We start from the raw sequence: 23,409 nt of genomic DNA, 5'->3' as shown, positions 1-23,409 counted from the left end.
GCTCATCCCCGTCCCGCCGTTGCGCCCAGCGGGTAGGGCGCCTCCAACTGCCCGGTCATCCGCTCGGTCCAGCCGTTGGCCGCCGGAAGCTTCTGATCGAGCCCCAGCCGCCGCAGCGTGTCGCATAGGCAACCGACGCCGGGTGCGCTGCAAAAACAATGTCCAAGCGCCGGATCGCCCAGCCGCAGCCCGACCGACCCGCCGATCTGCGTCGCTTCGCCGCTGCCGCTGCGGTTCAGCACGATCCGCACCGGCCCCGCGATCGCATCGGCCGCATCGGGCGCGCGCACGCTGTAAATCACCACCGGCACATCGACAGAACGCCCGGAGCCGAATCGCGGCAGCCGCAGGGCGAAATCGCCCGGCCGGTCGTCGCCGGTGTGAAACACCGCGTGATCCGCGCGGTAGCGCACCGGCAGGTCGGTGAACACATCCTTGTCGAACCCCCAGGCGCGCCTGCCCGGCTCGACCGAGAATCCGTCGCTCACGATGATCCGCACATAAAACGCCCCGGGCTCCGCCGCCGATTCCCGCGGTGTCAGGCTCACGGCAAGCTGTATTTCACGATACCGCCCGAAATCGCTGACCCGGAAATCGATTGCCAGCAGCGTCACCATGCTCCGCCCGCCGCCGCAATCGAGCGGCTCGAACGCCGCCGCCGTCGCCGCATCGAGCAACGCGGTGATCGCTGCCCGATCGACATACCAGGCCGCCCAACCTTGCGACGCATCGATCACCCGCGCCGGCAGCGTGAACGGCACATCCCCCGCTGGCCCGACCTCGAACATCGTGCCGATCTCCTCGGGATCGGCTCCCGCGATCGGCACCTGATAATCGCTCAGCAGACCCGCCGGCGGATTGTCGAGCCGGTTCGCGATGTTCTCGATCGCGGTCGGTACCGCCGTCGCGAGGTTGGCCAGCAGATTGAAATATTCGGTTCCCAGCCCCTGCACCAGATTCGCGGCACTCCACGGCCCCAGCAACCCCTGCTCGACCAGTGCTGCCGATCGCCGCGCCGCATCGGCGGTCAGCCGCCACGGCCGCCCGACCATCTCCTCGCCCGCCCGCACGTAACTATCCATCAACCGGAACAGATCGAGCGTGGTGAACCGTGGGCGGCGCATCACAGGCGGGCGCTTGTCCGGCATCGCGGGCTCCTTGGCAGGCATCGCCGGACCATCCGTTACGGTGCCGGATAATCGTCCCTGATCCGCTAGGCCGCTGTCAACCGCTCCAAGCGCGCAGCCACGTCGCGGCTGGTTCCGGCCGGCCGAACAGATAGCCCTGCATCATGTCGCAGTTGTGCGCCCGCAGAAAAGTCGCCTGCGCCTCGGTCTCGACCCCTTCGGCCACCGTCGTCAGGCCCAAATGCCGCGTCATCGACAGGATCGCCTCGGCCAGCGTCGCATCGCGCGGGTTGTCGGGCAGGCGCTGGATGAAGCTGCGATCGATCTTGATCTCCGCGATCGGCAGATTCTGCAGATAACCCAGGCTCGAATAGCCGGTCCCGAAATCATCGACCGAAAACCGTATGCCGCGTGCAGCCAGCGCATTGAGCAACGCCGTGGTTTCCTCGATGCGGTCGATCAACAGGCTCTCGGTAATCTCGATCATCAGGTCCCGTGCATCCGCCCCCGCCTCGATCAGCGCCGCCTCGATATCGGCGATGAAATCCGGGTCATGGAACTGCCGCGGACTGACATTGATCGACACGCGCAGCCGCCGCCCGCTCGCCGCCTGCTGCGCGATGATGCGGCAGACGGAGCGGAGCATCCAGCGTCCCATTGCGAACACGATGCCGGTTTCCTCGGCAATCGCGATGAAACTGTCGGGTGGCACGATCACGCCGTCCGGCCGGCGCAACCGGATCAGAGCCTCCGCGCCCGATATGCGACCCTGCTGATCCACCTGCGATTGCAGCCAAACCTCGAACCGGTCGTGGATCAACGCATCGCGCAGCGCGAGTTCGATCAGATGCCGCTCGGCCACCCGCGCCTGCATCCGCGTCTCGAAAAACACGATCGGCGTCCGATCGCCCGCCCTGGCCTGGCGCACCGCCATGTCCGCCTGCCGAACGATATCCTCGATCGCATGAACCTCGCCGGGAAACATCGCGATGCCGATATTGGCGCTGATATGGCACTCATGCCCCGCCGCGTGGATCGGCTCGGCCAGGGCAGCCAGCAATGTCTCGGCAATCCGCTGCCCGATCTCCGCAGCCCGCAGGCGCGTCTCACCCAGCGCGGCTAGCAGGATCGCGAATTTATCGTCCCCTACCCGTGCGACCACGTCGCCTTTGCGCAATTTGGTCGGCAATCGCCGGCCGATCTGGCGCAGCACGGCATCGCCGGCGGCATGCCCATGGAGATCGTTGACCGCCTCGAACCCGTTCAGATCCAGGAACATCAACGTGCCGTGTATGCCGGACTGACGCGCCTGCACCAGCACCTGCGCCAGATGCGAGAGCAACATCGCCTTGTTGGGCAGGTCGGTCAACGCATCGTAATAGGCAAGCCGTTCGATCGCGGCGTCCGCCTGATGCTTCTCGGTGATGTCGACCCACGCCCCGACAATCTGATCCCCACAACCTCCAGAACCCGCCACGAGGGAGGCTTCGTCGCGCACCCACCGATAAACCCCGTCCGACCGCGCGAACCGGTACCGATGGCGGCGTCGCGGTCATCGGGGTGTACATGATCAATCCACCAGTTCGGTGCTCGTACTGCGGCCTGATCATACCCGTACAACCGCTCGACATTGGCGCTGAAGTCGGTCACGCGCCACAACGCTTTGTCGCCCATGCCGTTCGGCCGTTCTAAAGCGTAGACTACGGTTTGGCTGGCTTCGAGCAGGCGGGTGAGGCGCTGCTCGCTGTCCTGCCGCCCGACGACGGCGGCATCCCGCGAGCGGCGCATCCGCAACGCGCAGAGGCCATAAGCCAGATCACCGGCAAGCTGACCCAGCAACCGGATCTCTTCGCCATCGAAGCTCTCATCTCCCGGCAGGACGCTCACGGCTCGATCGGTCGCGAGCAACGTCAGGCAGCCGAAACTTGCTCCGGTCTCGTCGCACAGCGGTAGAGCCACAGCTGAAACGCGCCCTTCCAGATCGGCATCGTCGTGCCACGCGCTCAGCTCCGCCGTGTTCATCACGTCGTCGATCACGATCGGCCGCGCCTCACGCACGACCCTGCCGGCAGGCCCGCGACCATGAGCATCATCGCCCCAGGAAATATGGACATCGAAAATCCGGTCGATCCCGTGCCCCGCCATCGCAACCGGGCGCAGGGTGCGGCGCTCATCGGTTTCCGCCATGCCGACCCAGGCTGCACTGTAGCGCCCCAACCTGACCGCAATATCACAGATCGCCTGGGTCAGCGCCGCTTCATCGGTCGCGCGCGCCACCGCTTCACGGCTGGCCTGCACCGTCTGCAAGGCGCGATTGCTGCGTGAGAGCAGCGCATTGGCCCGCGCCAGCGCATCCTCGCGCAATCGTCCCTGGAGCAGCGGCGTGATCCATTGCACCAGATCAGCGCAGGTCGCCCGCAACCCGGCGCTCAACTCCGGCTCGCGAAACCCGATCGTGAGGGCAAATCGACGATGGTCCGTCGCAATTGGCATCGTGATTTGACGGCGCGTACCGCAATTGACCGCGAAGGCGAATCCCGGATAATCGCCCACTTGCTCGGGCAGCAAAACCGGGCCGGAATCCACCGCCACCTGATCACTCAGTGCGGCCGCGCACGATAATTCGGCGAGCGGCCGCCATGCAGTCCGTCGTTCCACGCCGATGATCCGTTCAATCTCGGGCAACTCTGCGTGGCCGGCCAGGACCCGATACGTCAAAGCCTGTGTATCGCCCTCGCTGACCGTGCAATAGGTTGCGCCGAGCCTGCGGCCAACATGCGCCAGCAATGTATCGAGCGCATCGGTCAGGCTTGCTGCGCTGGCCGTTATCTCCGCAATCTCCTGGCGCAGCGACAATTCGGCGATCATGCCGCGCGTCTCGGTCAACCGTCGTCGTAATTCGAGTTGCGCAACCACCGAGCGTGCCAGTTCACCCAGCATCGCCATTTCCCGTTCATCGAACTCGGGCCGCTGCACCCGGTCGGCGAGGGCAAATGCGCCCAGCGTCAGACCATCGTCCGTCCGTAACGGCGCGCCGGCATAGAACCGGATGCCGAACGTACTCACCATCCGACTGTCCATGGTCAGTGGGTCGTTCAACGCGTCGTGCACCACCAGCGCCGTGCCGCTGTTGGTCACGGCGTCGCACAGTTTGTTTCGGCGCGGCATGTCGACGACATCGATGCCATGGCTCGACTTGAACCGCACGACATCCTGACCGACCAATGAAATCAACGCGATCGGCATGTTGAACAGAGTGGCGGCCAGCTTCGTGAACCGATCAAACAACTCATCCTGTTCGGCATCACCACCACCATAGCGCTGCACGGCCGAAAGGCGCTCGACATCACTCTCGCCAAGGTTGTGTATGAGCTTACTCATCTTGCTCAACATATCTCAAATACTATACGAATGCAAAAATAATTATGACGGCAGAACGGTTGTATTGTGACCGCTTGTCTTGTGAACGCATTTCCGCCATAGAACCGTCTCCAATCCGTCGCGCTGCGAGTCTCGCACCGCGGCGCCTTTTTGTTGTGCCCACCACCGGGCCAGGAGAGACCGATGTTTGACGCCCTTTCGGGCAAGCTAGGCGACGTGTTCGACCGGTTACGCCGGCGTGGCGCCTTGTCCGAGACCGACGTGATCGAAGCGATGCGCGACATTCGTCTCGCCCTGCTCGAAGCGGACGTCGCCTTGCCGGTCGTGCGCGACTTCATTTCCAAAGTTCGCCTGCAAGCCGTGGGTGCGGATGTGCTGCGCGCGGTCTCGCCTGGTCAGCAGGTCGTCAAAATCGTCAACGATGCGCTGGTCGAGGCCCTCGGCGGCGAAGGCGTGGTGCCCCTTAACCTCAACGCCGCCGCTCCGATCCCGTTCCTGATGGTCGGCCTGCAAGGCTCCGGCAAGACCACCACCTCCGGCAAGATCGCGCTCTATCTAAAGGACAGGCAGCGCAAGAAAGTGCTGCTCGCCAGCCTCGATACCCAGCGCCCGGCCGCCCAGTTGCAGCTCGCCCAGCTGGCCGAGCGCGCCGGCGTCGCCTCGCTACCGATCATCGCTGGTGAAACTCCGGTACAGATCGCCCGCCGCGCCATGGATGCCGGCCGGCGGGAAGTGTTCGACGTCGTCATCCTCGATACCGCTGGCCGCCTCTCGATCGACGAAGCGCTGATGGATGAAGTCAAAGCCATCCGCGCCGCCACCGACCCCGCCGAAACCCTGCTGGTGGTCGATGCCATGACCGGGCAGGATGCCGTCGCCACCGCAACCGCCTTCAACGAGGCCGTCAGCATCACCGGCATCGTGATGACGAGGCTTGATGGCGATGCCCGCGGCGGCGCCGCCCTGTCGATGCGCGCGATCACCGGTGCGCCGATCAAATTGATGGGCATGGGCGAAAAGCTCGACGCGCTCGAGCAATTCCACCCCGAACGTATCGCCAGCCGCATCCTGGGCATGGGCGATATCGTCTCGCTGGTCGAAAAAGCCTCGGAAAACGTCGATCAGGCGAATGCCGAGAAACTCGCCAAAAAAATGGCGAAGGGCAAGTTCGACCTCGAGGATTACGGCGAACAGCTCAAGCAGATCACCAAAATGGGCTCGCTCTCCGGCATCATGGGCATGCTGCCCGGGGTCGGCAAAATCAAGCAGCAACTGGCAGATGCGGATCTGGATACCTCGATCCTGAAACGCCAGGGCGCGATCATCTCGTCGATGACCAAGGCCGAGCGCGCCAATCCCGACATCATGAAGGCAAGCCGCAAAAAACGCGTCGCCGCCGGATCGGGCACCTCGGTGCAGGAAGTCAATCGTCTGCTCAAGCAGTTCGACATGATGAAGGACATGATGAAGCGCGCGTCGAAACTGGGCCAGAAAGGTCTGGCGCGCGGCGGTCTGGGGGCGCTGATGCCGCAAGGCGGCGGTCGGCGTCCGTTCTAGTTTGCCCCATCGTTCGGGGGTTAAGTTTTTGTTTACTTTGGAGAGTTATAGACAATGTCGTTGAAGATCAGACTGGCCCGCGCGGGCGCAAAAAAGCGCCCGTTCTACCACATCGTCGTGGCCGATGCGCGCAGCCCGCGCGATGGCAAATTCATCGAGCGTCTGGGCAGCTACAACCCGATGCTGCCGGCCGAGCATGAAGACCGCGTCCGCCTGGTCAACGAGCGCGTCACCCACTGGCTGAGCCAAGGCGCCCAGGCGACCGATCGCGTTGCCAAGTTCCTCGGCAAGGCCGGCCTCGCGCCGATGCCTGTTTACCGCGACCAGCCGATCCAGGCCACGCCGAAAAAGAAGGCCCAGGAACGTGCGGCCGAACGCGCGAAAGCCGCCGCGGCCTGATCGATGGATCATGCGCTGATTCTGATGGGCGTCATCGGCAAGCCGCACGGGGTACGGGGGGCGGTGCATGTGCACGCCTACACCGAAAACCCCGCATCGCTGGCCGATTTCGCCCTGCGCGATCAGCGCGGCCGCACCATCGACCTCGCTTGGATCACCGAAGGCGTCGCCCGCATCACCCTGCACGAACCCACGGGCAAGCACATTGTGGCGGACCGTGATGCCGCGGCGAAGCTGGTTAACCTCCAGTTGTTCGTCGAGCGCAGCGCCCTGCCACCGGCCGATGACGACGAGTTCTACCTCGCCGACCTGATCGGCCTTGCCGCGATCGGCGCGGACGGCACCACGCACGGCACCATCACCGCCGTGCACGACTATGGCGCCGGCGCTAGCCTCGAACTTGACGACGGCTCCCTGCTGCCGTTTACCCGCGCGGTCGTGCCCGAAATCGACCTCGCGGCAAAACGCGCGATCGTCGTGCCGCCGATTGAGATCCGCGGCGAGATTGAGGTGCGGGAATGAGCTTCCGCGCCACCATCCTCACCCTGTTTCCCGAGATGTTTCCCGGTCCGCTCGGCCATTCCCTCGCCGGGCGCGCGCTCGGCGACGCCATCTGGTCGCTCGACTGCGTCAATATCCGCGATTTCGGCCAGGGTCGCCACCGCGCGGTCGACGATACCCCGTTCGGCGGCGGCGCCGGCATGGTCATGCGACCCGACGTGCTCGACGCCGCCATCGCCTCGGTTGCCGACCATCGTTCCCTGATCGCTCTGACCCCGCGCGGCAAGCCGCTCACGCAAGCCCGCGTGAAAACGCTTGCCGCATCGCCCGGCGTCATCCTGCTCTGCGGCCGCTACGAAGGCTTCGATCAGCGCGTGCTCGATGCCCGCAACGCCGAGGAAATCAGCATCGGCGACTATGTTCTCGCCGGCGGTGAAATCGCTTCCCTCGCCCTGCTCGACGCGACCATCCGCTTGCTGCCCGGCGTCATGGGTGCGGCCGAGAGCGCCGAAGACGAAAGCTTCTCCGCCCCGCTGCTCGAATACCCGCACTACACCCGCCCGGCCGACTGGAACGGTCACGCCGTTCCGGACATCCTGCTCTCGGGCAATCACCAGAGCATCGCCGCCTGGCGCCGCGCCGGGGCGGAAACCATCACCAAAACCCGCAGACCCGATCTGTGGGCACACCATATTGCCAGCCAGCCGGCTCGGCCATAACGAGACCTCGAAAGGACCAGCCCATGAACGTCATCCAGACCATCGACGCCGAACAAATTGCCAAACTCGGCGAAACCCGCGGCGTCCCCAACTTCCAGCCGGGCGACAACCTGCGCGTCTCCGTCCGCGTCAAGGAAGGCGAACGCACCCGCATCCAGGCGTTCGAAGGCGTCTGCATCGCCCGCTCCAACCGCGGCATCAACTCCAACTTCACCGTGCGCAAAATCTCCTACGGCGAAGGCGTCGAACGCGTGTTCCCGCTCTACTCCCCCAACGTTACCGAAATCGCCGTCACCCGTCGCGGCGACGTCCGCCGTGCCAAACTCTATTACCTCCGCGGCCGCCGCGGTAAATCGGCACGCATCGCCGAAGCCGCGCGGGAAACACCGGCGGCTTGAGGTTAGGTCAGGAAGGCCAGGGGCTCTGCCCCTGGACCCCGCTGGGGCCTTAGGCCCCAGACCCCGCTAGTTTCAGATGAGAGGGGGCGGGCACCGGCTTTTGCAAGGCACCGGACGTGACGCCCCCTCTCATCTGAAACTAATGAGGTCCAGGAACTAAGTTCCTGGCGGGGGTCAAGGGGGCAAAGCCCCCTTGCCTTGCTCACCCAGCCTCAAACCACCGGAGTGACCCGCATGGCATCGACGTTGTTTGACAAAATTTGGCAGGCGCATGTTGTTGATGTGATGCCGGATGGTACGGCTGTGCTGTATATCGACCGGCATCTTGTCCATGAGGTGACGTCGCCGCAGGCGTTCGAGGGGTTGCGTCTTGCCGGGCGCCGGGTGCGGCGCGTCGATGCGACGATTGCGGTGGCCGACCACAATATTCCGACCGAGAATCGTGCCGCCGGCATTGCCGAGCCGGAATCGGCGTTGCAGGTCGCGACGCTGGAGCGGAATGTCGCCGAGTTCGGCGTGCCCTATATTCCGGTAGTCGATGCGCGTCAGGGCATTGTGCATATCATCGGGCCGGAGCAGGGGATTTCGCTGCCGGGCATGACGATCGTATGCGGCGATTCCCATACATCGACTCATGGGGCGATGGGTTCGCTGGCGTTCGGCATCGGCACGTCGGAGGTCGAGCACGTTTTAGCCACGCAGACGCTGTTGCAGAAACCGGCGAAGAACATGCTGGTGCGGGTCGATGGCGTGTTGCCGGCCGGCTGTTCGGCCAAGGACATCATTCTCGCCGTGATCGGGCAGATCGGCACGGCCGGCGGCACCGGCCATGTCATCGAATATGCCGGCGCGGCGATTCGTGCGCTCGACATGGCGGGCCGCATGACGGTGTGCAACATGTCGATCGAGGCGGGTGCGCGCGCGGGGCTGATCGCGCCGGACGATGTCACGTTCGATTACGTGCGCGGCCGCCCGTTTGCGCCGCAGGGCGAAGCGCTGGATCGCGCGATTGCGTACTGGCGCACGCTCGCCTCCGACGATGACGCGCATTACGACAAGGTGGTCATTTTGGACGCGGGCACCCTGGTGCCACAGGTCACCTGGGGCACCAGCCCGGAAACGGTGGTGCCGATCACCGGTCATGTGCCGGACCCGGCGGCGGAGCCCGATGAGGGCAAACGCGGCCAGATGCAACGCATGCTGGAATACATGGATCTGCGGCCGGGCCAGGCGTTGGCCGGCACCAGGATCGATGCCGTGTTCATCGGTTCCTGCACCAACGGGCGGATCGAGGATTTGCGCGCCGCCGCCGGCATCCTGCGCGGTCGTCGCGTGGCGCCGCATGTCCGCGCCATGATCGTCCCCGGCTCCGGTCTCGTCAAAGCCCAGGCCGAGGCCGAGGGTCTCGCGCAGATGTTCATCGATGCCGGGTTCGAATGGCGCGAGGCCGGCTGCTCGATGTGCCTGGGCATGAATCCGGACAAGCTGAAATCCGGCGAGCGTTGCGCGAGCACCAGTAACCGCAATTTCGAGGGTCGCCAGGGTCCGGGCGGGCGCACCCATCTGGTCTCGCCGGCCATGGCCGCCGCCGCCGCGGTTGCCGGCACCCTGATCGATGCGCGGGAGATGGCGTGATGGACAAGTTCGACCGCCTCGAAGCGATCGCCGCCCCGCTGCGCATGAGCAATGTCGATACCGACAAGATCATCCCCGCCCGGTTCCTGAAAACCATCAAGCGCAGCGGTCTCGGCATCCACGCCTTCGCCGGGCTGCGCTACCGTGCCGATGATAGCGAAAACCCCGATTTCGTCCTCAACAAACTGCCCTACCGCCAAGCGCACATCCTCATCGCCGGTGAAAATTTCGGTTGCGGCTCCTCGCGGGAACACGCCCCCTGGGCCTTGCTCGATTTCGGCATCCGTTGTGTCATCGCGCCGAGTTTCGCCGATATTTTTTTCAACAACTGCTTCAAGAACGGCATCCTGCCGATCGTGCTGCCCCCGGCGCAATGCGACGCGCTGATGGACGATGCCGAATCGGGTGCCAACGCCCGGATCATCGTCGATCTCGCCGCCCAGACGGTCTCCCGCCCGGATGGTGAGGCATTTCCCTTCGAGATCGACGCGTTTCGTAAGCGCTGCCTGCTGGAAGGGCTCGATGATATCGGCCTGACACTCGAAAAATCTCCTTCGATCGATGTGTTCGAGGCACGGACGGATGCCGAGCCCTGGCGACCCAAGATCGTCCTCGAAGGTTAAGGAAGTCCTGCTTTTTTTGAAAAAAGTAGCAAAAAACTTTTGATCCCGGAGCACCCCGACCCATGATCCCCAACAAAAAACTGCTGCTCCTGCCCGGCGACGGCATCGGGCCCGAGGTCATGGTGGAGGCCCATCGGGTGATCGACTGGCTCGCCCGCACTGGCCGCGCCCGGTTCGACCTCGCCGAGGATCTGGTCGGGGGCGCCTCGATCGATGTCCACGGCAAGCCGATCACCGAACGCGTCATCGAGCGCGCGCTCGAAGCCGATGCTGTGCTGTTCGGCGCGGTCGGCGGCCCGCAATGGGACAGCCAGGGCTTCGCCAACCGCCCCGAAATCGCCATCCTCGAACTCCGCAGACGCCTCGGCCTGTTCGCAAACCTGCGTCCCGCCCCGGTGTTCGATGCGCTGGTCGATGCCAGCCCCCTGAAGCCCGAAATCGTCCGCGGCCTCAACCTCATGATCGTGCGCGAAGCCACCGGCGGCATCTATTTCGGCGAGCCGCGCGGCATCGAAACCCTGCCGGACGGCAGCAAGCGCGGCGTCAACACCGAAGTCTACACCACGCCCGAAATCGTGCGCGTGGCGCGCGTCGCCTTCGAACTCGCCCGCAAGCGCGCCGGCCGCGTCATGAGCGTCGAAAAGGCCAATGTGATGGAAAGCGGCCTGCTCTGGCGCCAGACCGTCGCGGCCCTCGGTAAGGCCGAATACCCGGACATCGAACTCTCCCACATGTACGCCGACAATTGCGCGATGCAACTCGCCAAAAACCCGCGCCAATTCGACGTCATCGTGACCAGCAACCTGTTCGGCGATCTGTTGTCGGACCTCGCCTCGATGCTCACCGGCTCCCTCGGCATGCTGCCCTCGGCAACGCTTGGCGCCCCTGATGCCAGCGGCCGTCGCCACGCCCTCTATGAGCCGATCCACGGTTCCGCGCCCGATATCGCCGGCAAGGGCCAGGCCAATCCGCTCGCGCAGATCCTCAGCCTCGCTATGCTGCTGCGCTACTCGTTCGACATGCATGAAGACGGCGCGCTGATCGAACAGGCCGTCGCCGGCGTGCTGGCCAGCGGCATGCGCACGGCCGACATCCTGCAACCCGGCACGGCCAAAATCGGCACTCGCACCATGGGCGACGCCGTCATGCGCGAACTGGATAAGCTCGCCGACTGATCGTCAGATTCACGCAAAAATTGTACGCGGTCAAATTTTACAATCTAACAGGGAGTTTGTTAGCAGTTTAGGCAACCGGTCGTTGTAGAATGATCACATAAATACCGGCAGCTTTTCTGGTCAAATCACCCAGCTTGCAAGTCGGCACGTCGTCTACACTTGATAATTGTTATGGTCACACGTGATCGTCGGCAAAGGCCGTCGCGATCTCCGGCTCGGCACCGATCCCAAGCGTCAGCTACGCGCTAGTCGCTTCGCCGTTCGCAGCAGAATCTGCCGGTCTTCGGGCGCACAGGCGCGATAAAGCCGCATCAACGCCAACTCATCGCCTTGCAATGATCCAGTCTCACCCGACACCAGATACGCCAGCGACGTTCCCAGAACCTTCGATATACGCTCGAGATTCTCTCTCACCTGTCCCGCCCGGTCGGTCTCCCACTGCGCAATCGCCGAGCGTGATACCCCAAGCTGAGCGGCAAACTCATCCTGTGTAAGGTTATTCGCGAGGCGGAGCGCACGGATCCGCTGGCCGACCGAATCTGTGGAAACTTGTTTCTTTACTGACATGACGCGCAACATATACATATCCCCATCCGAATGCCAGCGTTTGTTATCGCGTTAGGCGCCGGAACCCGTATCGAATCGAAACTTTTATACGTTGCGCCGGTCCCGCATGTGTCAATAAAGATCCGATTTCGGGATAAAAATCTCCTATGGGCATGAATCAGAGTTTATCATTAATAGTCGCTAAAAATGAACGATTTGTCGGGACACGCAGCGACCAGTTAATCCGCCATATCGGCCATTCGCCGGCCTCACGCCGCAACCGCGCCGCCGATCACAAATCCGGCTGCCCCACACTGCATCTTCGGTCATCGCCCCGGCATCGGGGACAGTGCCATTCGCTTGGAAGGATCCCGAACCACCCAGCGATATCACGCCCATCCGCACGACAAAGGTACAATATACCAGTACAGCGCGATCCACTTCGGACATTTGTATTGTAAAGTTGTAATACTGATAAATAATCTCGCTGCCACGAAACCTACGCGGTACCGCCAACTCAAGCCTCAGTCCGCCACCACACCACCGCCCGTCACGTCGCAGTCACCGCCTTGACCAATCGCGCTGCGAAAAACCCATCCATCCCGCCGCGATCCGCCCACATCCCGGGATGCGTCCGCAAATCCCCCAGCGGCGTAATTGCCTCAGGCAACCAGGGAACATCCTCGGCCGTAAGCGGCAGTCGCTGCAACCCCAGCCGCGCGCAGGCCGCCGCCACCCGGCCGAAGCCTTCCTCGTCCTGCAACGAACACACCGCGTAAATCAGCGTGCCCCCCGGCGCCAGCATCGCATCAGCCGCATCGAGCAACCGGTCCTGCATCGCCGCACAATCGGCAATATCGCCCGGTCGCCGCAAATGCGGAATCTCCGGATGCCGGCGGATCGTCCCGGTCGCCGAACACGGCGCATCCAACAAAATCGCCTCGAAAGTCTGGTCCGGCCGCCAGGTCAGCGCATCCGCCGTCACCACCTCGACCGCCATGCCCATCCGCGCGCAATTCTGCCGCAGCCGATCCAGCCGCTTGCCGTCCCGATCGAGCGCGCTCACCACCGCCCCCGCCGCTGCCAATTGCATCGTCTTGCCGCCCGGCGCCGCGCATAAATCGAGCACCCGCCGCCCGCGCACATCACCGAACAACCGCACCGGCAACGCCGCCGCCGCGTCCTGCACCCACAGCGCCGCATCCGCAAAGCCGGGCAGGGCGGTCACATCGCTCCCCGCCGGCAGCCGCGCCGAACCGCCTGGCAGCAGCATCGCCCCCTCCGGCGGCATCGCCCCGGGCGTCATCGAAACATCGAGCGGCGCCTCGAAATGCTGCGCCACCGCAATCGCCCGCGCGGCCTTGCCCCACGAGGCCCACAGCCACGAAGGCGTGTCCAGCCGCGGCTGATCAAGCTCCGCCAGCGCCGCCATGCCGGCCTCGGTCACCCGGCGCAGCACCGCATTCACCAGCCCGGCAAACTTGCCCACCCCCTGACCATGCGCCAGCGCAACAGATGTACTGACCGCAGCATGCGCCGGCGCGCCAAGAAACAACGCCTGCGCCGCGCCGATCCGCAGTATATGCCGCACCTTCGCCGGCGGCGCCTTGGTCAGATGCGTCTCGAGCACAGCATCGATACTACCCAGATGCCGCAACACGCTCGCGGCAATCCGGTGCGCCGCCGCCTTGTCACGCGCGTCGATGCCGGAGAGCTGATCCAGCGTCTGGTCCAGCGGCCGGCGCCGATCCAGCACGCCGCTCACCAACGCAAACGCTGCGTCGCGGGTCGGGTCGCGGTCCATCGAATTCATGATCACCTTTGCAAGGGAGTGGGATGGTGGAGCTGAGGGGAATCGAACCCCTGACCTCCTCATTGCGAACGAGGCGCTCTCCCAACTGAGCTACAGCCCCATCCCAGGTGGGCGCATCGCGCGAATGGACGATGAAGTCAAGAGTCGGCCCCGCTTTCCCCGCCGTTGCACGATCGCGCGGTCTTCGCTAACCCGGCAGCGACCCTTGGAGGCAACAATGCTCGCAGCCGTGTTCTGGTTTCTGAACGAAGTCATCCAGATTTACATCTATATCATGATCGCCGCCGCCATCTTCAGCTGGCTGCTCGCGTTCGGCGTGCTCGATACCCGCAACCGAATCGTCTACCGGATCGAAGATTTCCTGATCCGCGCAACCGAACCCTTCCTCGCCCCGTTCCGCCGCTTTATCCCCACCGTCGGCGGCATCGATATCTCGTTCATCATCGCCTTCCTGCTGCTGCGCGCCGTGCAGATCTTCCTCGCCGGCCTCTACGCCCACCTCGCCCTCAACGGATACCAGTAACCCGATCATGACGGCCCGCATCATCGACGGCAAAGCCATCGCCGCTGCCCTGCGTGAAACCATCGCGACACGCATCGCAGCACTGCCCTACCGCCCTGGCCTCGCGGTCATCCTGGTGGGTGACGACGCTGCCAGCACCGTCTACGTCCGCAACAAAGACCGCGCCGCCAAAGCCGCCGGACTGAACGCCTCAAGCATCCGCCTGCCCGCCGAAACCAGCCAGTCCAGCCTCCTCGCGACCATCCAGTCTCTTAACGACGATCCGGATATCGACGGCATCCTGGTCCAACTCCCCCTACCGCCCCATATCGCGACCGACGTCATCATCCGCGCGATCGATCCCGCCAAAGATGTCGATGGCTTCCACCCCGACAACGTCGCCGCCCTCGCCCTCGGCGCCCCAAGCCTGGTGCCCTGCACCCCCAGCGGCGTCATGCACCTCCTGCACGCCGCCGGCACAAACATCAGCGGCGCCCGCGCCGTCATCCTCGGCCGCTCCAACATCGTCGGCCGTCCGATGGCCGCCCTGCTCCTTGCCGCGGACGCCACCACCACCATCGCCCACTCGCGCACCACCAACCTGCCTGATGAATGCCGTCGCGCCGATATCCTCATCGCCGCCGTCGGCCGCGCCAACATGGTCACCGCCGATTGGATCAACCCAGGTGCGACCATCATCGACGTCGGCATCAACCGCACCCCGGACGGAACCCTGACCGGCGATGTCGATTTCGCAGCCGCCCTGCCCACCGCCGGCGCCATCACGCCCGTCCCCGGTGGCGTCGGCCCCATGACCATCGCGTGCCTGCTGGACAACACGCTGCTGGCTGCTGGGCGCCGGCGGGCAGGCAAGGCCGGGGGCCCTCCCTCGGAGCTATTTCAGCGATGAAGAGCATCGCTGGAACCTTCGGCTCCTCCGCCCCTGGACCCTGCCAAAGGCCCCGCGCGCAAGATGCCCGCTACCATATAATGAGGCGCGCGACGCGCGCCGGGCTTTAAAATCCATTCGTTTTAGGCAAGGGGAGGGCGACCCAGGCCAGATCGACGGAAAGTCCGCGGCAGCGCCCCCTGGCCTTACTGCGCCGCCGGCGATAGCACCTCGCAGCCGGTCGGCCCGCGGTTCAATCGCTGGCATGCCGCGATCGCTTGTTCGTGTGGCAGATCGACGAAGCGGGCGCGGAAAAACTGACCATGGGCAGTCGCGATCGACTGCACGACAGGCTGGCCTTTGATGAGGGACGAGACGGCCGAGAGTTCTGCGATTCCGAGTGCGGCCTTGGCGTGGGCTGGCGTATCGTAGGCGCCGACCTGAATGCCCCAGCGCGTCGCGGTGCTGCGTGTCGCGGTCTGGCGTAGCATCGGCCGGGGCGGCGGTGCCGCGGCCTCGGCGGAGGGGATCAGCGAAAAGCCGACGTTACGATGCACAGGCGGCATCACGCGGGCCGCCGGCGGCGTATAGCGCGCCCGTTCGACGACGGGTGGCGGCGTCACCATCGCCATCTGCACCGGTGCCTGGCGCGGCGCGGGTTGCGGCCGCGGTGCTTGCGGCATGACGGGTACTGCGGCGGCTTCGATATGCTGCGAAATCATGGCGGTTTCGACCCGCGGTGCGGCCACCGGCCTCACGACGGGCGCGGGCAGGGGGGGGGTCGCGGCGAGTTGCGAGGCGTTGAGCGATTCGGTCGATGCGTCCTGATAGCCGCCGCGAATACCGGGGCGGATCTTGTTCGGCATGGCGTTCATCGCGACATCGACGGCCGCCGGCTGGCTGGCCGGATACACGCCCTGGATGTTTGGTGCGATCATCGCGACATACTGGCGCGTCTGGTCCGGCAGCGGCTGTTTGTAGTCTAGGTAGCTATCGAGCCGGCCCGGCCCGGCGTTATAGGCCGCCAGGAACCCCGGCGAGCCGTAGATCTGGTACATTTCGTGGATATAGGCGGTCCCCGCCATGATGTTGTTGTATGGATTGTACGGGTCGTTGCCCAACCCGTAGCGCGCCGCCATCTCCCGATAGGTCTCGGGCTCCAACTGCATCAGCCCCATCGCTCCGGCATAGGATACCGTCAGGTGCCCGTGCATATATTCGTGACCACCCGATTCCACCCGCATCACCTGACGGATCCAGCGGGTTGGCACATCGAACCGCGCGGAGGCCTGCTCGATATAGGGTCCCCAGGGGTCGCTCGCCGGGCCGGGTGCGGTGTAGTCGCCCGGCGAATGCGCGGCATAATTGGCCGCTTGCTGGGTCGGCGGCAGGCTCGACTCGTGCGATGCGCAGGCCGAGAGCAGCGCCAGCACCGCAACACCACCCAGCCGCGCTGCCAATTTAGGCGCGCGCCGGGTTCGCTCCGCCAAGTTTCGCATCATGGCGCCCCGCGGTTTTGCGGTGGGCAGAACCGTCACTGTCGAACCATGCTGCACGAGCGAAGTCTCCCTTTCGCCGCCGTGGCGGCGATTTATGCGGTGTAAAGCATCCCATGCCGCCCGAGAGCGAAACCATGGCGCGCGGCCGAACCGGCCAGCCGGGCGCGACGCCTCGAACGGTAAATTAAGTTCACCTCATAAACCCCTAACTTAATGGTGATTTCATGGCAACCACCAAATGCATCCAAGCGGCAGAATCCGCTCATCGGTTGCGACGCCCGACCCAAGAGTCTGCCCCACCCGAGATCAAAAAGTCTTTTGCTCTTTTTTTCGAAAAAAGAAGAGCCTTCTTGCTCTACCGCCTGGAACGCCCCCCATCGATAGACATGATTTGATTTCCACCTATGTTTCAACACGAGGTTTTATTGTCCCGTCCATCACGGAGTTGCCATGTCCCATCCCCGAGCGGCGAAACGAGGTTTACGCACCGGCGGTCTCGCTGCGCTGGCACTGCTCACCGGACTAAGCGCCTGCGCCACACGCCCCAACGCCGTGCCGATGGCGGCCGCACCGGCGACCATGCTCACCGGCACCATTTTGTCCTCCCGTCTGGTCATGCTGCAGATTGCCGGGGCCGAGGGTGGTGTGCTCGGCGCGCTTGGCGCACCGGCCAGTGCCGGTGAAACCCTGGCACCGGCTACCGAATTCATCGTGCGTGAGACCGGCGGCACCATCATTTCCGTCATGCAGCCGCAGCCGACCAGTCTGCGCCCGGGCGAGCGCGTCGAGATTCTGCGCGGCCTCACCACAAGATTGGCTCCTTTGCCGCCCAGCCCCCCGACATGAAATCGCGGCAAGCTTGCGGCCGGATGCCCGGGGTTCGGTTGAAGCGCCTGTCCGGTTCCTGTATCGCCAGACCATGAGCACGACGGCAACCAGGCCCAAACCCGAAACCGTCCCAGGCGATGCCGCGCCGGGGACGCTGCCGGTCCCCGCATCGACGGACGCCCCCGCATCGGACGAAGGCACGGTGCTGAACCGGCGTGACGCGCACCTGGTCATCACCGCCGGCCTTGGCTGGCCCGGGCTGATTGCGCAGGCCGGCCGCGACCTCGCCGAAACCTGGACCTTGCGGCGCCTAGTCTGGACGTTGGCCTTCCTCGATATCAAGCTCCGCTACCGAGGCTCCCTGCTCGGCCCGTTTTGGCTCACTTTATCCACCGGCGTGATGATCGCGGCGCTCGGCTTCGTTTATTCGCATCTCTTCAAGACCGATCTGCACACCTATCTGCCGTTCCTGTCGCTGTCGCTGGTGCTGTGGAACAATTTCATCACGGCCACCGTGACGGACGGGTGCGTCGCCTACACCACCAACAACGCGACCATTCATGCCATGCGCATGCCAATGTCGATGCATGCCGCCCGCTCGGTGGTGCGCAACGTCATGGTGCTGGCGCATTCCGTTATCGTGATCGTCATCGTGTTCGCTCTGGAAGACACCTGGCCCGGCCGCACCGCCTTCATGGCGCTACCTGCGTTCGGCCTCTGGCTGATCGACGGAATGGCGGTGTCGTTGCTGCTCGGCGGCTTCTGTGCCCGTTTCCGCGACGTGCCGCCGATCGTTGCCAGCATCATGCAGATCGCCTTTTTTGTCAGCCCGATCATCTGGAGCCCCGCCATCCTCAAGGATCGCGGCATTGGCGTCATTCTGCTGAACTGGAACCCGTTCTATTCGCTGTTGCAAATCATGCGTGCGCCGCTGCTGAACGAAATGCCGAGTGTGGCGACCTGGGATTCCGCGCTCGGTTACTCGGCGGCCCTGATCTTCATTTCAGGATTGTTCTTCGTCCGCGCTCGCAGCCGCATCGCCTTCTGGGTCTGACGCCATGGCCATGATCCGCGCCGAAACCCTCTCGATCGATTTCCCGCTCTATCACGGCGAGAGCCGCAGCCTGAAAAAGACCATGTTCGCCGCTGCCTCGGGCCGCGGCAGGTTGGGCGAGGATGCGCGCAAGCGCGTCGTCGTGCAGGCGGTGCGCGGGGTCGATTTCGAGCTTCGCTCCGGCGATCGGCTCGGCCTGATCGGCTCCAACGGCGCCGGCAAGACCACGCTGCTGCGTACGCTCGCCGGCATCTATGAACCCAGCGGCGGGCGCATCACCATCGATGGCGCGCTTTCAGCCTTGCTCGATCCCGGTCAGGGCATGAACCCCGACCTTACCGGGCGTGAGAACATCCGCCTGCGCGGCCTGTTCAGCGGCCTGCACGCCGCCGATATCGATCGCCTGCAGGAGGATGTCGCGGCGTTCGCCGAGTTGGCCCAGTTCATCGACCTGCCGGTGCGGATCTATTCGTCGGGCATGATGGTGCGCCTCGGTTTCGCGCTCGCCACCGCGATCCGGCCGCAGATCCTGCTGATGGATGAGTGGATCCTCGCCGGCGATGCCGCCTTCATGGGCCGCGCGCGCGAGCGCCTGGAATCGATGGTGCGCGGCGCGGAAATTCTTGTTCTGTCGAGCCATTCGGCGGATGTCATCATGCAGTGGTGCAACCGCGTGATCTGGATGGATCAGGGCCAGGTCCGCGCCGACGGCACGCCGGATGAGGTTCTGTCGCAATATCTGCCGCCCGACCAGTTCGCCCAGGCGCGCGCCGCCATCACCGCCCGCGCCGCGACCGCCGGCCTGGCGAAGGACGCACCGCATGCCGCCGAGGCCGCGCCGGAACAATTCCAGGTCGCCTGAGCAGGCTTGATCGCCTGCTCGCGCATTGTTTCCGGTCTCCCGCTTGCCAAGCCGCCCCGATCGGCCACATGCATGGTCTATGGAAAGACGTTGTTCGCACCGTTTCGGGAGAGATTACCGATGAACGAACGCAGGCTGGGTCGTTCGCTGGTGGTCTCCGCCATCGGCCTCGGCTGCATGGGGATGTCGGATTTCTATGCGGGACGCGATGATGACGAGGCGATTGCCACCATCCGCCACGCCGTCGCGCGTGGTGTCACGCTGTTCGACACCGCCGACATCTATGGCATGGGGGCCAACGAAATCCTGCTCGGCCGCGCCCTGGCGCCGTTTCGCGACCAGGTGACCATCGCGACCAAATTCGGCAATGTCCGCGGGCCGGACGGCAGTTTCCGCGGCGTTTGCGGCACGCCGGACTATGTGCGGCAAAGCTGTGATGCCAGTCTGAAGCGCCTCGGCGTCGAGATCATCGATTTGTATTATCAGCACCGCGTCGACCCCGCCGTGCCGATTGAGGAGACCGTGGGTGCGATGGCCGACCTCGTGAGCCAGGGCAAAATCCGCTACATAGGCCTGTCGGAGGCCGCGCCCAACACGATCCGCCGCGCCCATGCGACCCACCGGATCGCGGCGCTGCAAAGCGAATACTCGCTCTGGACGCGCGACATGGAGGCGGATGTGCTGCCGACCCTGCGCGAACTCGGCATTGGTTTCGTGCCCTATTCGCCGCTCGGGCGGGGGTTCCTGACCGGCGCGTTCAAAGCGCCGGACGATATCCCCGAGGGTGATGTCCGCCGCGCGCAACCGCGTTTCACTGGCGAGAATTTCGCCCGTAATTTCACGCTGGTGACGATTCTTGAGGAAATGGCCCAGCGGCTGAAATGCACTGCCGGTCAACTGGCGCTGGCCTTCGTGCTGGCACAGGGCAGTGACGTGGTGCCGATCCCCGGCACCGGCAAACGCCATCACCTCGATGAAAACCTCGCAGCCCTCGATGTGCCGCTTTCGGCGGGCGACCTCGCGAAACTCGACCGCGCGATGCCCCCCGGTTCCGCTTCAGGGACCCGCTACGCCGCCGGCCAGATGGCGGCGCTCAACCGGTAGACGTCAGGCCAGCGGCGCGAGAAATTCGTCCAGCACTGCTCGAATACGGGCAATACCCTTGTAGTCCGTCACATCCGGCGGCAAATTGGCGGCCGTTGCACGCAGCGCGGCTGCCGCGCCGGGTATCGCCGCGACGCGCGCGAGGCTTTGTTGATGGGTGCGGATGGTGAACAACACGGCACCGGTTGCGGGTAGCCGGCTCAGGGTCTGGCGTTCGATGCGCAAGGTCAGGCGCGTGCCGGCATCAGCCGCGGTGATCGCACCGGCGGTCTCATCGTCGTGGTCGTGCGGCTGGAACAGGGCGGGATCGTCGTGGATCGACCAGTTGAACCGCTCCACCAGTCGCCCTGACCGAAGCTTTTCGATGAATCGCTCGACCGGCGTTGCCAGTCGCTCGGCATAGAGCGGTACCGGGCCATGGATGGCAGCGAGCGGCCGACCGATCTTGTCGGCCAATCGCCAGCGCGACGGAAAACAGAGGACGGCAGCGACCAGTGGCAGGCCTGTTTCGGGTGCCAGCAGACACAGATCCTCCTGCACCAGCCGCCCCGCCAGTTCGAGCGGATCGCACACTGGCGCATCGAGATCCCAGCGTTCATCGGTCAGCCGGTTGATCAATGTGCGGCCGCTGCGCCTGAACCAGCCGGCGCGATCCGCGAGCAGATGCGCCACCAGCACGTCGAGCGCTTCGGCGCACATCGCCGCCGCGTGTGGCAGCGCGGCGAACACCTCGTCATGCCGGGTTGCGAGCAGGTCGCGCCGCAGCGCGATCTGCACCGGGTACTGCGTGTCGAATTCGGTCAGCGCCTCGAGCGGCCGTGACAACAAGCCCATGCTCGCGCGGTACGGACCGGGCTGAAACGGCAGGTACAGCGGTTGCGGGGGTAACGGCGCCATCGGGTCGGCGCCGGGATCGCGCTTGGTCATGGGCTGGCAGCCTATCATCGGTCCGGCACCGCCGCCCAGGCCGGGCTGCATGATGCGCCGATCGCGCATTGCCAGCATCCGCGATCGCCGGCGCCACAGACCTTATAGAGTGCATCGAAAACAGACGGATGGATCACGAGGCTAGAAAATCCCGAAAATCTCCCCATCGGCGTTGACACCGATACTATCGGCGGCGGGTACTCGCGGCAGGCCGGGCATGGTCAGAATATCGCCGGCCAGTGCGACGATGAAACCGGCACCGGCCGACAGCTTGATTTCCCGGATCGGCAGGGTGAAACCGCTCGGCGCACCGCGGCGGGTCGGATCGGCGGTGAAGCTGTATTGGGTTTTGGCCATGCACACCGGCAGATTGCCATAGCCGCGCGCCTCGAGCCGCGCGATTTGCCGCGCGGCTTTGGGCGCGAGGTCGATATCATCACCGCCGTAGATTTTTTGCACCAGGGTGCGCAGCTTGTCCGCGATCGGCATATCATCGGGATAGAGCGGCGCATAGCGCGCGGATTTCGCCTCGGTCGCCGCGATTACCGCTTTGGCCAGTTCCGCCGCGCCGGCCGAACCATCGGCCCAATGGGTGCAGAACACGGCGGTAATCTTATCGGCATCGAGTGCCGTGCGCAGTGCCGCGCGTTCGGCCTCGGTATCGCCGAGGAAGCCGTTGATTGCGACGATCACCGGCAGGCCGAACGCGCGCATCGCCGCGACGTGGCGGCGCAGGTTCGAGGCACCTTCGGCGACCGCTGCCGGGTTGGGCGTGCCGAGATCGGCCTTGGCGACGCCGGCGTGCATTTTCAGGGCGCGCATGGTGGCGACCACGACGGCGCAGGACGGGGCGAGACCGGCCTGGCGGCATTTGATGTCGAGAAATTTCTCGCCACCCAGATCGGCGCCGAAGCCGGCCTCGGTCACCACGAAATCGGCCAGTTTGAGGGCGGTGGTGGTGGCCATGACCGAGTTGCAGCCGTGTGCGATGTTGGCGAACGGGCCGCCATGGACCAGGGCGGGGGTGCCTTCGAGCGTTTGCACCAGATTGGGTTGCAGCGCGTCGCGCAGCAGGGCGGTCATTGCGCCGACCGCGTTGATATCGGCCGGCGTGACCGGGCTGCCGTCGCGCCGCTCAGCGATCACCATGCGGGCAAGGCGGGTTTGCAGGTCAGCGAGGTTTTTCGCAAGGCAGAACACGGCCATCACCTCGGACGCCACGGTGATGTCGAATTTCTGTTCGCGCGCCGCCCCGTTGGCGCCGTGACCGAGGCCGAGTACGGTTTCGCGCAGCGATCGGTCGTTCATATCGATCGCGCGTTGGACCGAGATTTTGCGCGGGTCGACCCCGAGCGCGTTGCCCCAGTATAAATGGTTGTCGAGCAAGGCGGCGAGCAGGTTGTTGGCGCTGGTGATGGCGTGGAAATCGCCGGTGAAATGCAGGTTGATCTCGTCCATCGGGGCGACCTGGGCATGGCCGCCGCCGGTCGCACCGCCCTTCTGGCCGAAACACGGGCCGAGGCTCGGCTCGCGCAGCGCGATCATGCTGCGCTTGCCGGCCGCGCGCAACGCATCGCCAAGGCCGATGGTGGTGGTGGTCTTGCCCTCGCCGGCCGGGGTCGGGCTGATGCCGACCACCAGCACCAGCGCGCCGTTGGGCCGAGGCTGGAGTTTCTCGATGAAGCCGAAATCGACCTTGCCCTTGTAGCGGCCGTAGGGGATCAGAGCATCGGCCGGAATGCCGGCGGCGGCGGCGATATCGCCGATCGGGCGCAATGTCGCGGCGCGCGCAATGTCGAGATCCGATGCCATGAAGCCTCCCCTGGTTGGCACACCGTTATGTCCGCGCTGGGCGCCTTTACGCAAGGCT

The 23,409-nt window shown here is 64.8% G+C and carries 22 protein-coding genes and 1 tRNA gene; 14 read left to right on the top strand and 9 right to left on the bottom strand.

Translation table 11 applies throughout. The features are described 5' to 3' along the window. Positions 1 to 2: 2 nt before the first annotated feature. From B7X49_RS03555 to B7X49_RS03545, 3 genes are all read right to left on the bottom strand, one after another. On the bottom strand, positions 3 to 1,148 hold the full coding sequence (locus B7X49_RS03555) for a hypothetical protein (RefSeq protein WP_286703820.1): 1,146 nt from the start codon (positions 1,146 to 1,148) through the stop codon (positions 3 to 5). A gap of 76 nt (positions 1,149 to 1,224) precedes the next feature. Next, positions 1,225 to 2,604, bottom strand: a complete 1,380-nt coding sequence (locus tag B7X49_RS03550) for a bifunctional diguanylate cyclase/phosphodiesterase (protein ID WP_286838305.1) — start codon at positions 2,602 to 2,604, stop codon at positions 1,225 to 1,227. After that, entirely contained in the window at positions 2,493 to 4,508 is a 2,016-nt protein-coding gene (locus B7X49_RS03545) for a GAF domain-containing protein (protein WP_286838302.1), read from the bottom strand. Before B7X49_RS03545 ends, B7X49_RS03550 begins: the two co-directional genes overlap by 112 nt. A gap of 183 nt (positions 4,509 to 4,691) precedes the next feature. Here B7X49_RS03545 and ffh point away from each other — a divergent pair, with 183 nt between their 5' ends. From ffh to leuB, 8 genes are all read left to right on the top strand, one after another. Continuing rightward, positions 4,692 to 6,065: a signal recognition particle protein gene (ffh, locus tag B7X49_RS03540; protein ID WP_286703818.1), complete on the top strand. Its 1,374-nt coding sequence runs from the start codon at positions 4,692 to 4,694 to the stop codon at positions 6,063 to 6,065. 54 nt (positions 6,066 to 6,119) lie between these two features. Further along, complete coding sequence (gene rpsP, locus B7X49_RS03535; RefSeq protein ID WP_029310420.1) at positions 6,120 to 6,464, top strand: 30S ribosomal protein S16; 345 nt, start codon at positions 6,120 to 6,122, stop codon at positions 6,462 to 6,464. Between the two features lie 3 nt (positions 6,465 to 6,467). After that, a complete protein-coding gene (gene rimM, locus B7X49_RS03530; protein WP_286703817.1) occupies positions 6,468 to 6,986 on the top strand; it encodes a ribosome maturation factor RimM in 519 nt (172 codons plus the stop codon). Then, positions 6,983 to 7,684, top strand: a complete 702-nt coding sequence (gene trmD, locus B7X49_RS03525; RefSeq protein ID WP_286703816.1) for a tRNA (guanosine(37)-N1)-methyltransferase TrmD — start codon at positions 6,983 to 6,985, stop codon at positions 7,682 to 7,684. The genes rimM and trmD overlap by 4 nt, the downstream gene beginning before the upstream one ends. 23 nt (positions 7,685 to 7,707) lie before the next feature. Continuing rightward, positions 7,708 to 8,082 carry a 50S ribosomal protein L19 gene (gene rplS, locus B7X49_RS03520; protein WP_029310423.1) on the top strand — a complete coding sequence of 125 codons (375 nt, stop codon included), beginning with the start codon at positions 7,708 to 7,710 and terminating at the stop codon, positions 8,080 to 8,082. A 234-nt stretch (positions 8,083 to 8,316) separates the two neighbouring features. Further along, the gene (leuC, locus tag B7X49_RS03515) at positions 8,317 to 9,717 is read left to right on the top strand and encodes a 3-isopropylmalate dehydratase large subunit (RefSeq protein ID WP_286703815.1); all 1,401 of its coding nucleotides are present in this window, start codon (positions 8,317 to 8,319) and stop codon (positions 9,715 to 9,717) included. Then, the gene (leuD, locus tag B7X49_RS03510; RefSeq protein ID WP_286703814.1) at positions 9,717 to 10,340 is read left to right on the top strand and encodes a 3-isopropylmalate dehydratase small subunit; all 624 of its coding nucleotides are present in this window, start codon (positions 9,717 to 9,719) and stop codon (positions 10,338 to 10,340) included. The genes leuC and leuD overlap by 1 nt, the downstream gene beginning before the upstream one ends. A gap of 62 nt (positions 10,341 to 10,402) precedes the next feature. Continuing rightward, entirely contained in the window at positions 10,403 to 11,515 is a 1,113-nt protein-coding gene (gene leuB / locus B7X49_RS03505; RefSeq protein ID WP_286703813.1) for a 3-isopropylmalate dehydrogenase, read from the top strand. A gap of 234 nt (positions 11,516 to 11,749) precedes the next feature. Here the strand turns inward: leuB and B7X49_RS03500 are convergent, their stop codons facing one another. The 3 genes from B7X49_RS03500 to B7X49_RS03490 form a co-directional block, all read right to left on the bottom strand. Continuing rightward, positions 11,750 to 12,100, bottom strand: coding sequence for a helix-turn-helix domain-containing protein (locus tag B7X49_RS03500; protein ID WP_286703812.1), 351 nt, complete (start codon positions 12,098 to 12,100; stop codon positions 11,750 to 11,752). Positions 12,101 to 12,611: 511 nt separating this feature from the next. Beyond that, a complete protein-coding gene (locus B7X49_RS03495; RefSeq protein WP_286838296.1) occupies positions 12,612 to 13,874 on the bottom strand; it encodes a transcription antitermination factor NusB in 1,263 nt (420 codons plus the stop codon). A gap of 24 nt (positions 13,875 to 13,898) precedes the next feature. After that, positions 13,899 to 13,974: transfer RNA gene (locus tag B7X49_RS03490), tRNA-Ala, on the bottom strand. A 117-nt stretch (positions 13,975 to 14,091) separates the two neighbouring features. Between B7X49_RS03490 and B7X49_RS03485 the strand changes: the two genes are divergently transcribed. After that, a complete protein-coding gene (locus B7X49_RS03485; RefSeq protein WP_286703811.1) occupies positions 14,092 to 14,397 on the top strand; it encodes a YggT family protein in 306 nt (101 codons plus the stop codon). Between the two features lie 7 nt (positions 14,398 to 14,404). Next, complete coding sequence (gene folD, locus B7X49_RS03480) at positions 14,405 to 15,286, top strand: bifunctional methylenetetrahydrofolate dehydrogenase/methenyltetrahydrofolate cyclohydrolase FolD (protein ID WP_286703810.1); 882 nt, start codon at positions 14,405 to 14,407, stop codon at positions 15,284 to 15,286. Between the two features lie 185 nt (positions 15,287 to 15,471). Here the strand turns inward: folD and B7X49_RS03475 are convergent, their stop codons facing one another. Continuing rightward, the gene (locus B7X49_RS03475) at positions 15,472 to 16,755 is read right to left on the bottom strand and encodes a lytic transglycosylase domain-containing protein (RefSeq protein ID WP_286838292.1); all 1,284 of its coding nucleotides are present in this window, start codon (positions 16,753 to 16,755) and stop codon (positions 15,472 to 15,474) included. A 459-nt stretch (positions 16,756 to 17,214) separates the two neighbouring features. Here B7X49_RS03475 and B7X49_RS03470 point away from each other — a divergent pair, with 459 nt between their 5' ends. From B7X49_RS03470 to B7X49_RS03455, 4 genes are all read left to right on the top strand, one after another. Continuing rightward, positions 17,215 to 17,610, top strand: coding sequence for a hypothetical protein (locus B7X49_RS03470; protein ID WP_286703808.1), 396 nt, complete (start codon positions 17,215 to 17,217; stop codon positions 17,608 to 17,610). Between the two features lie 73 nt (positions 17,611 to 17,683). Beyond that, positions 17,684 to 18,646 carry an ABC transporter permease gene (locus tag B7X49_RS03465; protein ID WP_286703807.1) on the top strand — a complete coding sequence of 321 codons (963 nt, stop codon included), beginning with the start codon at positions 17,684 to 17,686 and terminating at the stop codon, positions 18,644 to 18,646. Between the two features lie 4 nt (positions 18,647 to 18,650). After that, positions 18,651 to 19,508 (top strand): ABC transporter ATP-binding protein, encoded by an 858-nt coding sequence (locus tag B7X49_RS03460; RefSeq protein WP_076454379.1) that lies wholly within the window; start codon positions 18,651 to 18,653, stop codon positions 19,506 to 19,508. 120 nt (positions 19,509 to 19,628) lie between these two features. After that, positions 19,629 to 20,612, top strand: a complete 984-nt coding sequence (locus B7X49_RS03455; protein WP_286703806.1) for an aldo/keto reductase — start codon at positions 19,629 to 19,631, stop codon at positions 20,610 to 20,612. A 3-nt stretch (positions 20,613 to 20,615) separates the two neighbouring features. Here B7X49_RS03455 and B7X49_RS03450 read toward each other — a convergent pair whose 3' ends face one another. Beyond that, entirely contained in the window at positions 20,616 to 21,617 is a 1,002-nt protein-coding gene (locus tag B7X49_RS03450) for a DUF3445 domain-containing protein (protein WP_286703805.1), read from the bottom strand. Positions 21,618 to 21,680: 63 nt separating this feature from the next. After that, entirely contained in the window at positions 21,681 to 23,351 is a 1,671-nt protein-coding gene (locus tag B7X49_RS03445; protein ID WP_286703804.1) for a formate--tetrahydrofolate ligase, read from the bottom strand. Positions 23,352 to 23,409: the final 58 nt, after the last annotated feature.

Origin of the sequence: Acidiphilium sp. 34-64-41, assembly GCF_002282635.1 — a bacterium.
Lineage (GTDB): Bacteria > Pseudomonadota > Alphaproteobacteria > Acetobacterales > Acetobacteraceae > Acidiphilium > Acidiphilium rubrum.
The sequence above is the reverse complement of the archived record's forward strand: the minus strand, read 5'-3'. Positions and strand labels throughout refer to the sequence as shown.

Bases quoted from the DNA above. Each gene is read 5' to 3' on its own strand.
- B7X49_RS03555 (WP_286703820.1), bottom strand. From the start codon at position 1,148: ATGCCGGACAAGCGCCCGCCTGTGATGCGCCGCCCACGGTTCACCACG.
- B7X49_RS03545 (WP_286838302.1), bottom strand. From the start codon at position 4,508: ATGAGTAAGCTCATACACAACCTTGGCGAGAGTGATGTCGAGCGCCTT.
- ffh (WP_286703818.1), top strand. From the start codon at position 4,692: ATGTTTGACGCCCTTTCGGGCAAGCTAGGCGACGTGTTCGACCGGTTA.
- rpsP (WP_029310420.1), top strand. From the start codon at position 6,120: ATGTCGTTGAAGATCAGACTGGCCCGCGCGGGCGCAAAAAAGCGCCCG.
- rimM (WP_286703817.1), top strand. From the start codon at position 6,468: ATGGATCATGCGCTGATTCTGATGGGCGTCATCGGCAAGCCGCACGGG.
- trmD (WP_286703816.1), top strand. From the start codon at position 6,983: ATGAGCTTCCGCGCCACCATCCTCACCCTGTTTCCCGAGATGTTTCCC.
- rplS (WP_029310423.1), top strand. From the start codon at position 7,708: ATGAACGTCATCCAGACCATCGACGCCGAACAAATTGCCAAACTCGGC.
- leuC (WP_286703815.1), top strand. From the start codon at position 8,317: ATGGCATCGACGTTGTTTGACAAAATTTGGCAGGCGCATGTTGTTGAT.
- leuD (WP_286703814.1), top strand. From the start codon at position 9,717: ATGGACAAGTTCGACCGCCTCGAAGCGATCGCCGCCCCGCTGCGCATG.
- leuB (WP_286703813.1), top strand. From the start codon at position 10,403: ATGATCCCCAACAAAAAACTGCTGCTCCTGCCCGGCGACGGCATCGGG.
- B7X49_RS03500 (WP_286703812.1), bottom strand. From the start codon at position 12,100: ATGTATATGTTGCGCGTCATGTCAGTAAAGAAACAAGTTTCCACAGAT.
- B7X49_RS03495 (WP_286838296.1), bottom strand. From the start codon at position 13,874: ATGAATTCGATGGACCGCGACCCGACCCGCGACGCAGCGTTTGCGTTG.
- B7X49_RS03485 (WP_286703811.1), top strand. From the start codon at position 14,092: ATGCTCGCAGCCGTGTTCTGGTTTCTGAACGAAGTCATCCAGATTTAC.
- folD (WP_286703810.1), top strand. From the start codon at position 14,405: ATGACGGCCCGCATCATCGACGGCAAAGCCATCGCCGCTGCCCTGCGT.
- B7X49_RS03470 (WP_286703808.1), top strand. From the start codon at position 17,215: ATGTCCCATCCCCGAGCGGCGAAACGAGGTTTACGCACCGGCGGTCTC.
- B7X49_RS03465 (WP_286703807.1), top strand. From the start codon at position 17,684: ATGAGCACGACGGCAACCAGGCCCAAACCCGAAACCGTCCCAGGCGAT.
- B7X49_RS03460 (WP_076454379.1), top strand. From the start codon at position 18,651: ATGGCCATGATCCGCGCCGAAACCCTCTCGATCGATTTCCCGCTCTAT.
- B7X49_RS03455 (WP_286703806.1), top strand. From the start codon at position 19,629: ATGAACGAACGCAGGCTGGGTCGTTCGCTGGTGGTCTCCGCCATCGGC.
- B7X49_RS03450 (WP_286703805.1), bottom strand. From the start codon at position 21,617: ATGCTGGCAATGCGCGATCGGCGCATCATGCAGCCCGGCCTGGGCGGC.
- B7X49_RS03445 (WP_286703804.1), bottom strand. From the start codon at position 23,351: ATGGCATCGGATCTCGACATTGCGCGCGCCGCGACATTGCGCCCGATC.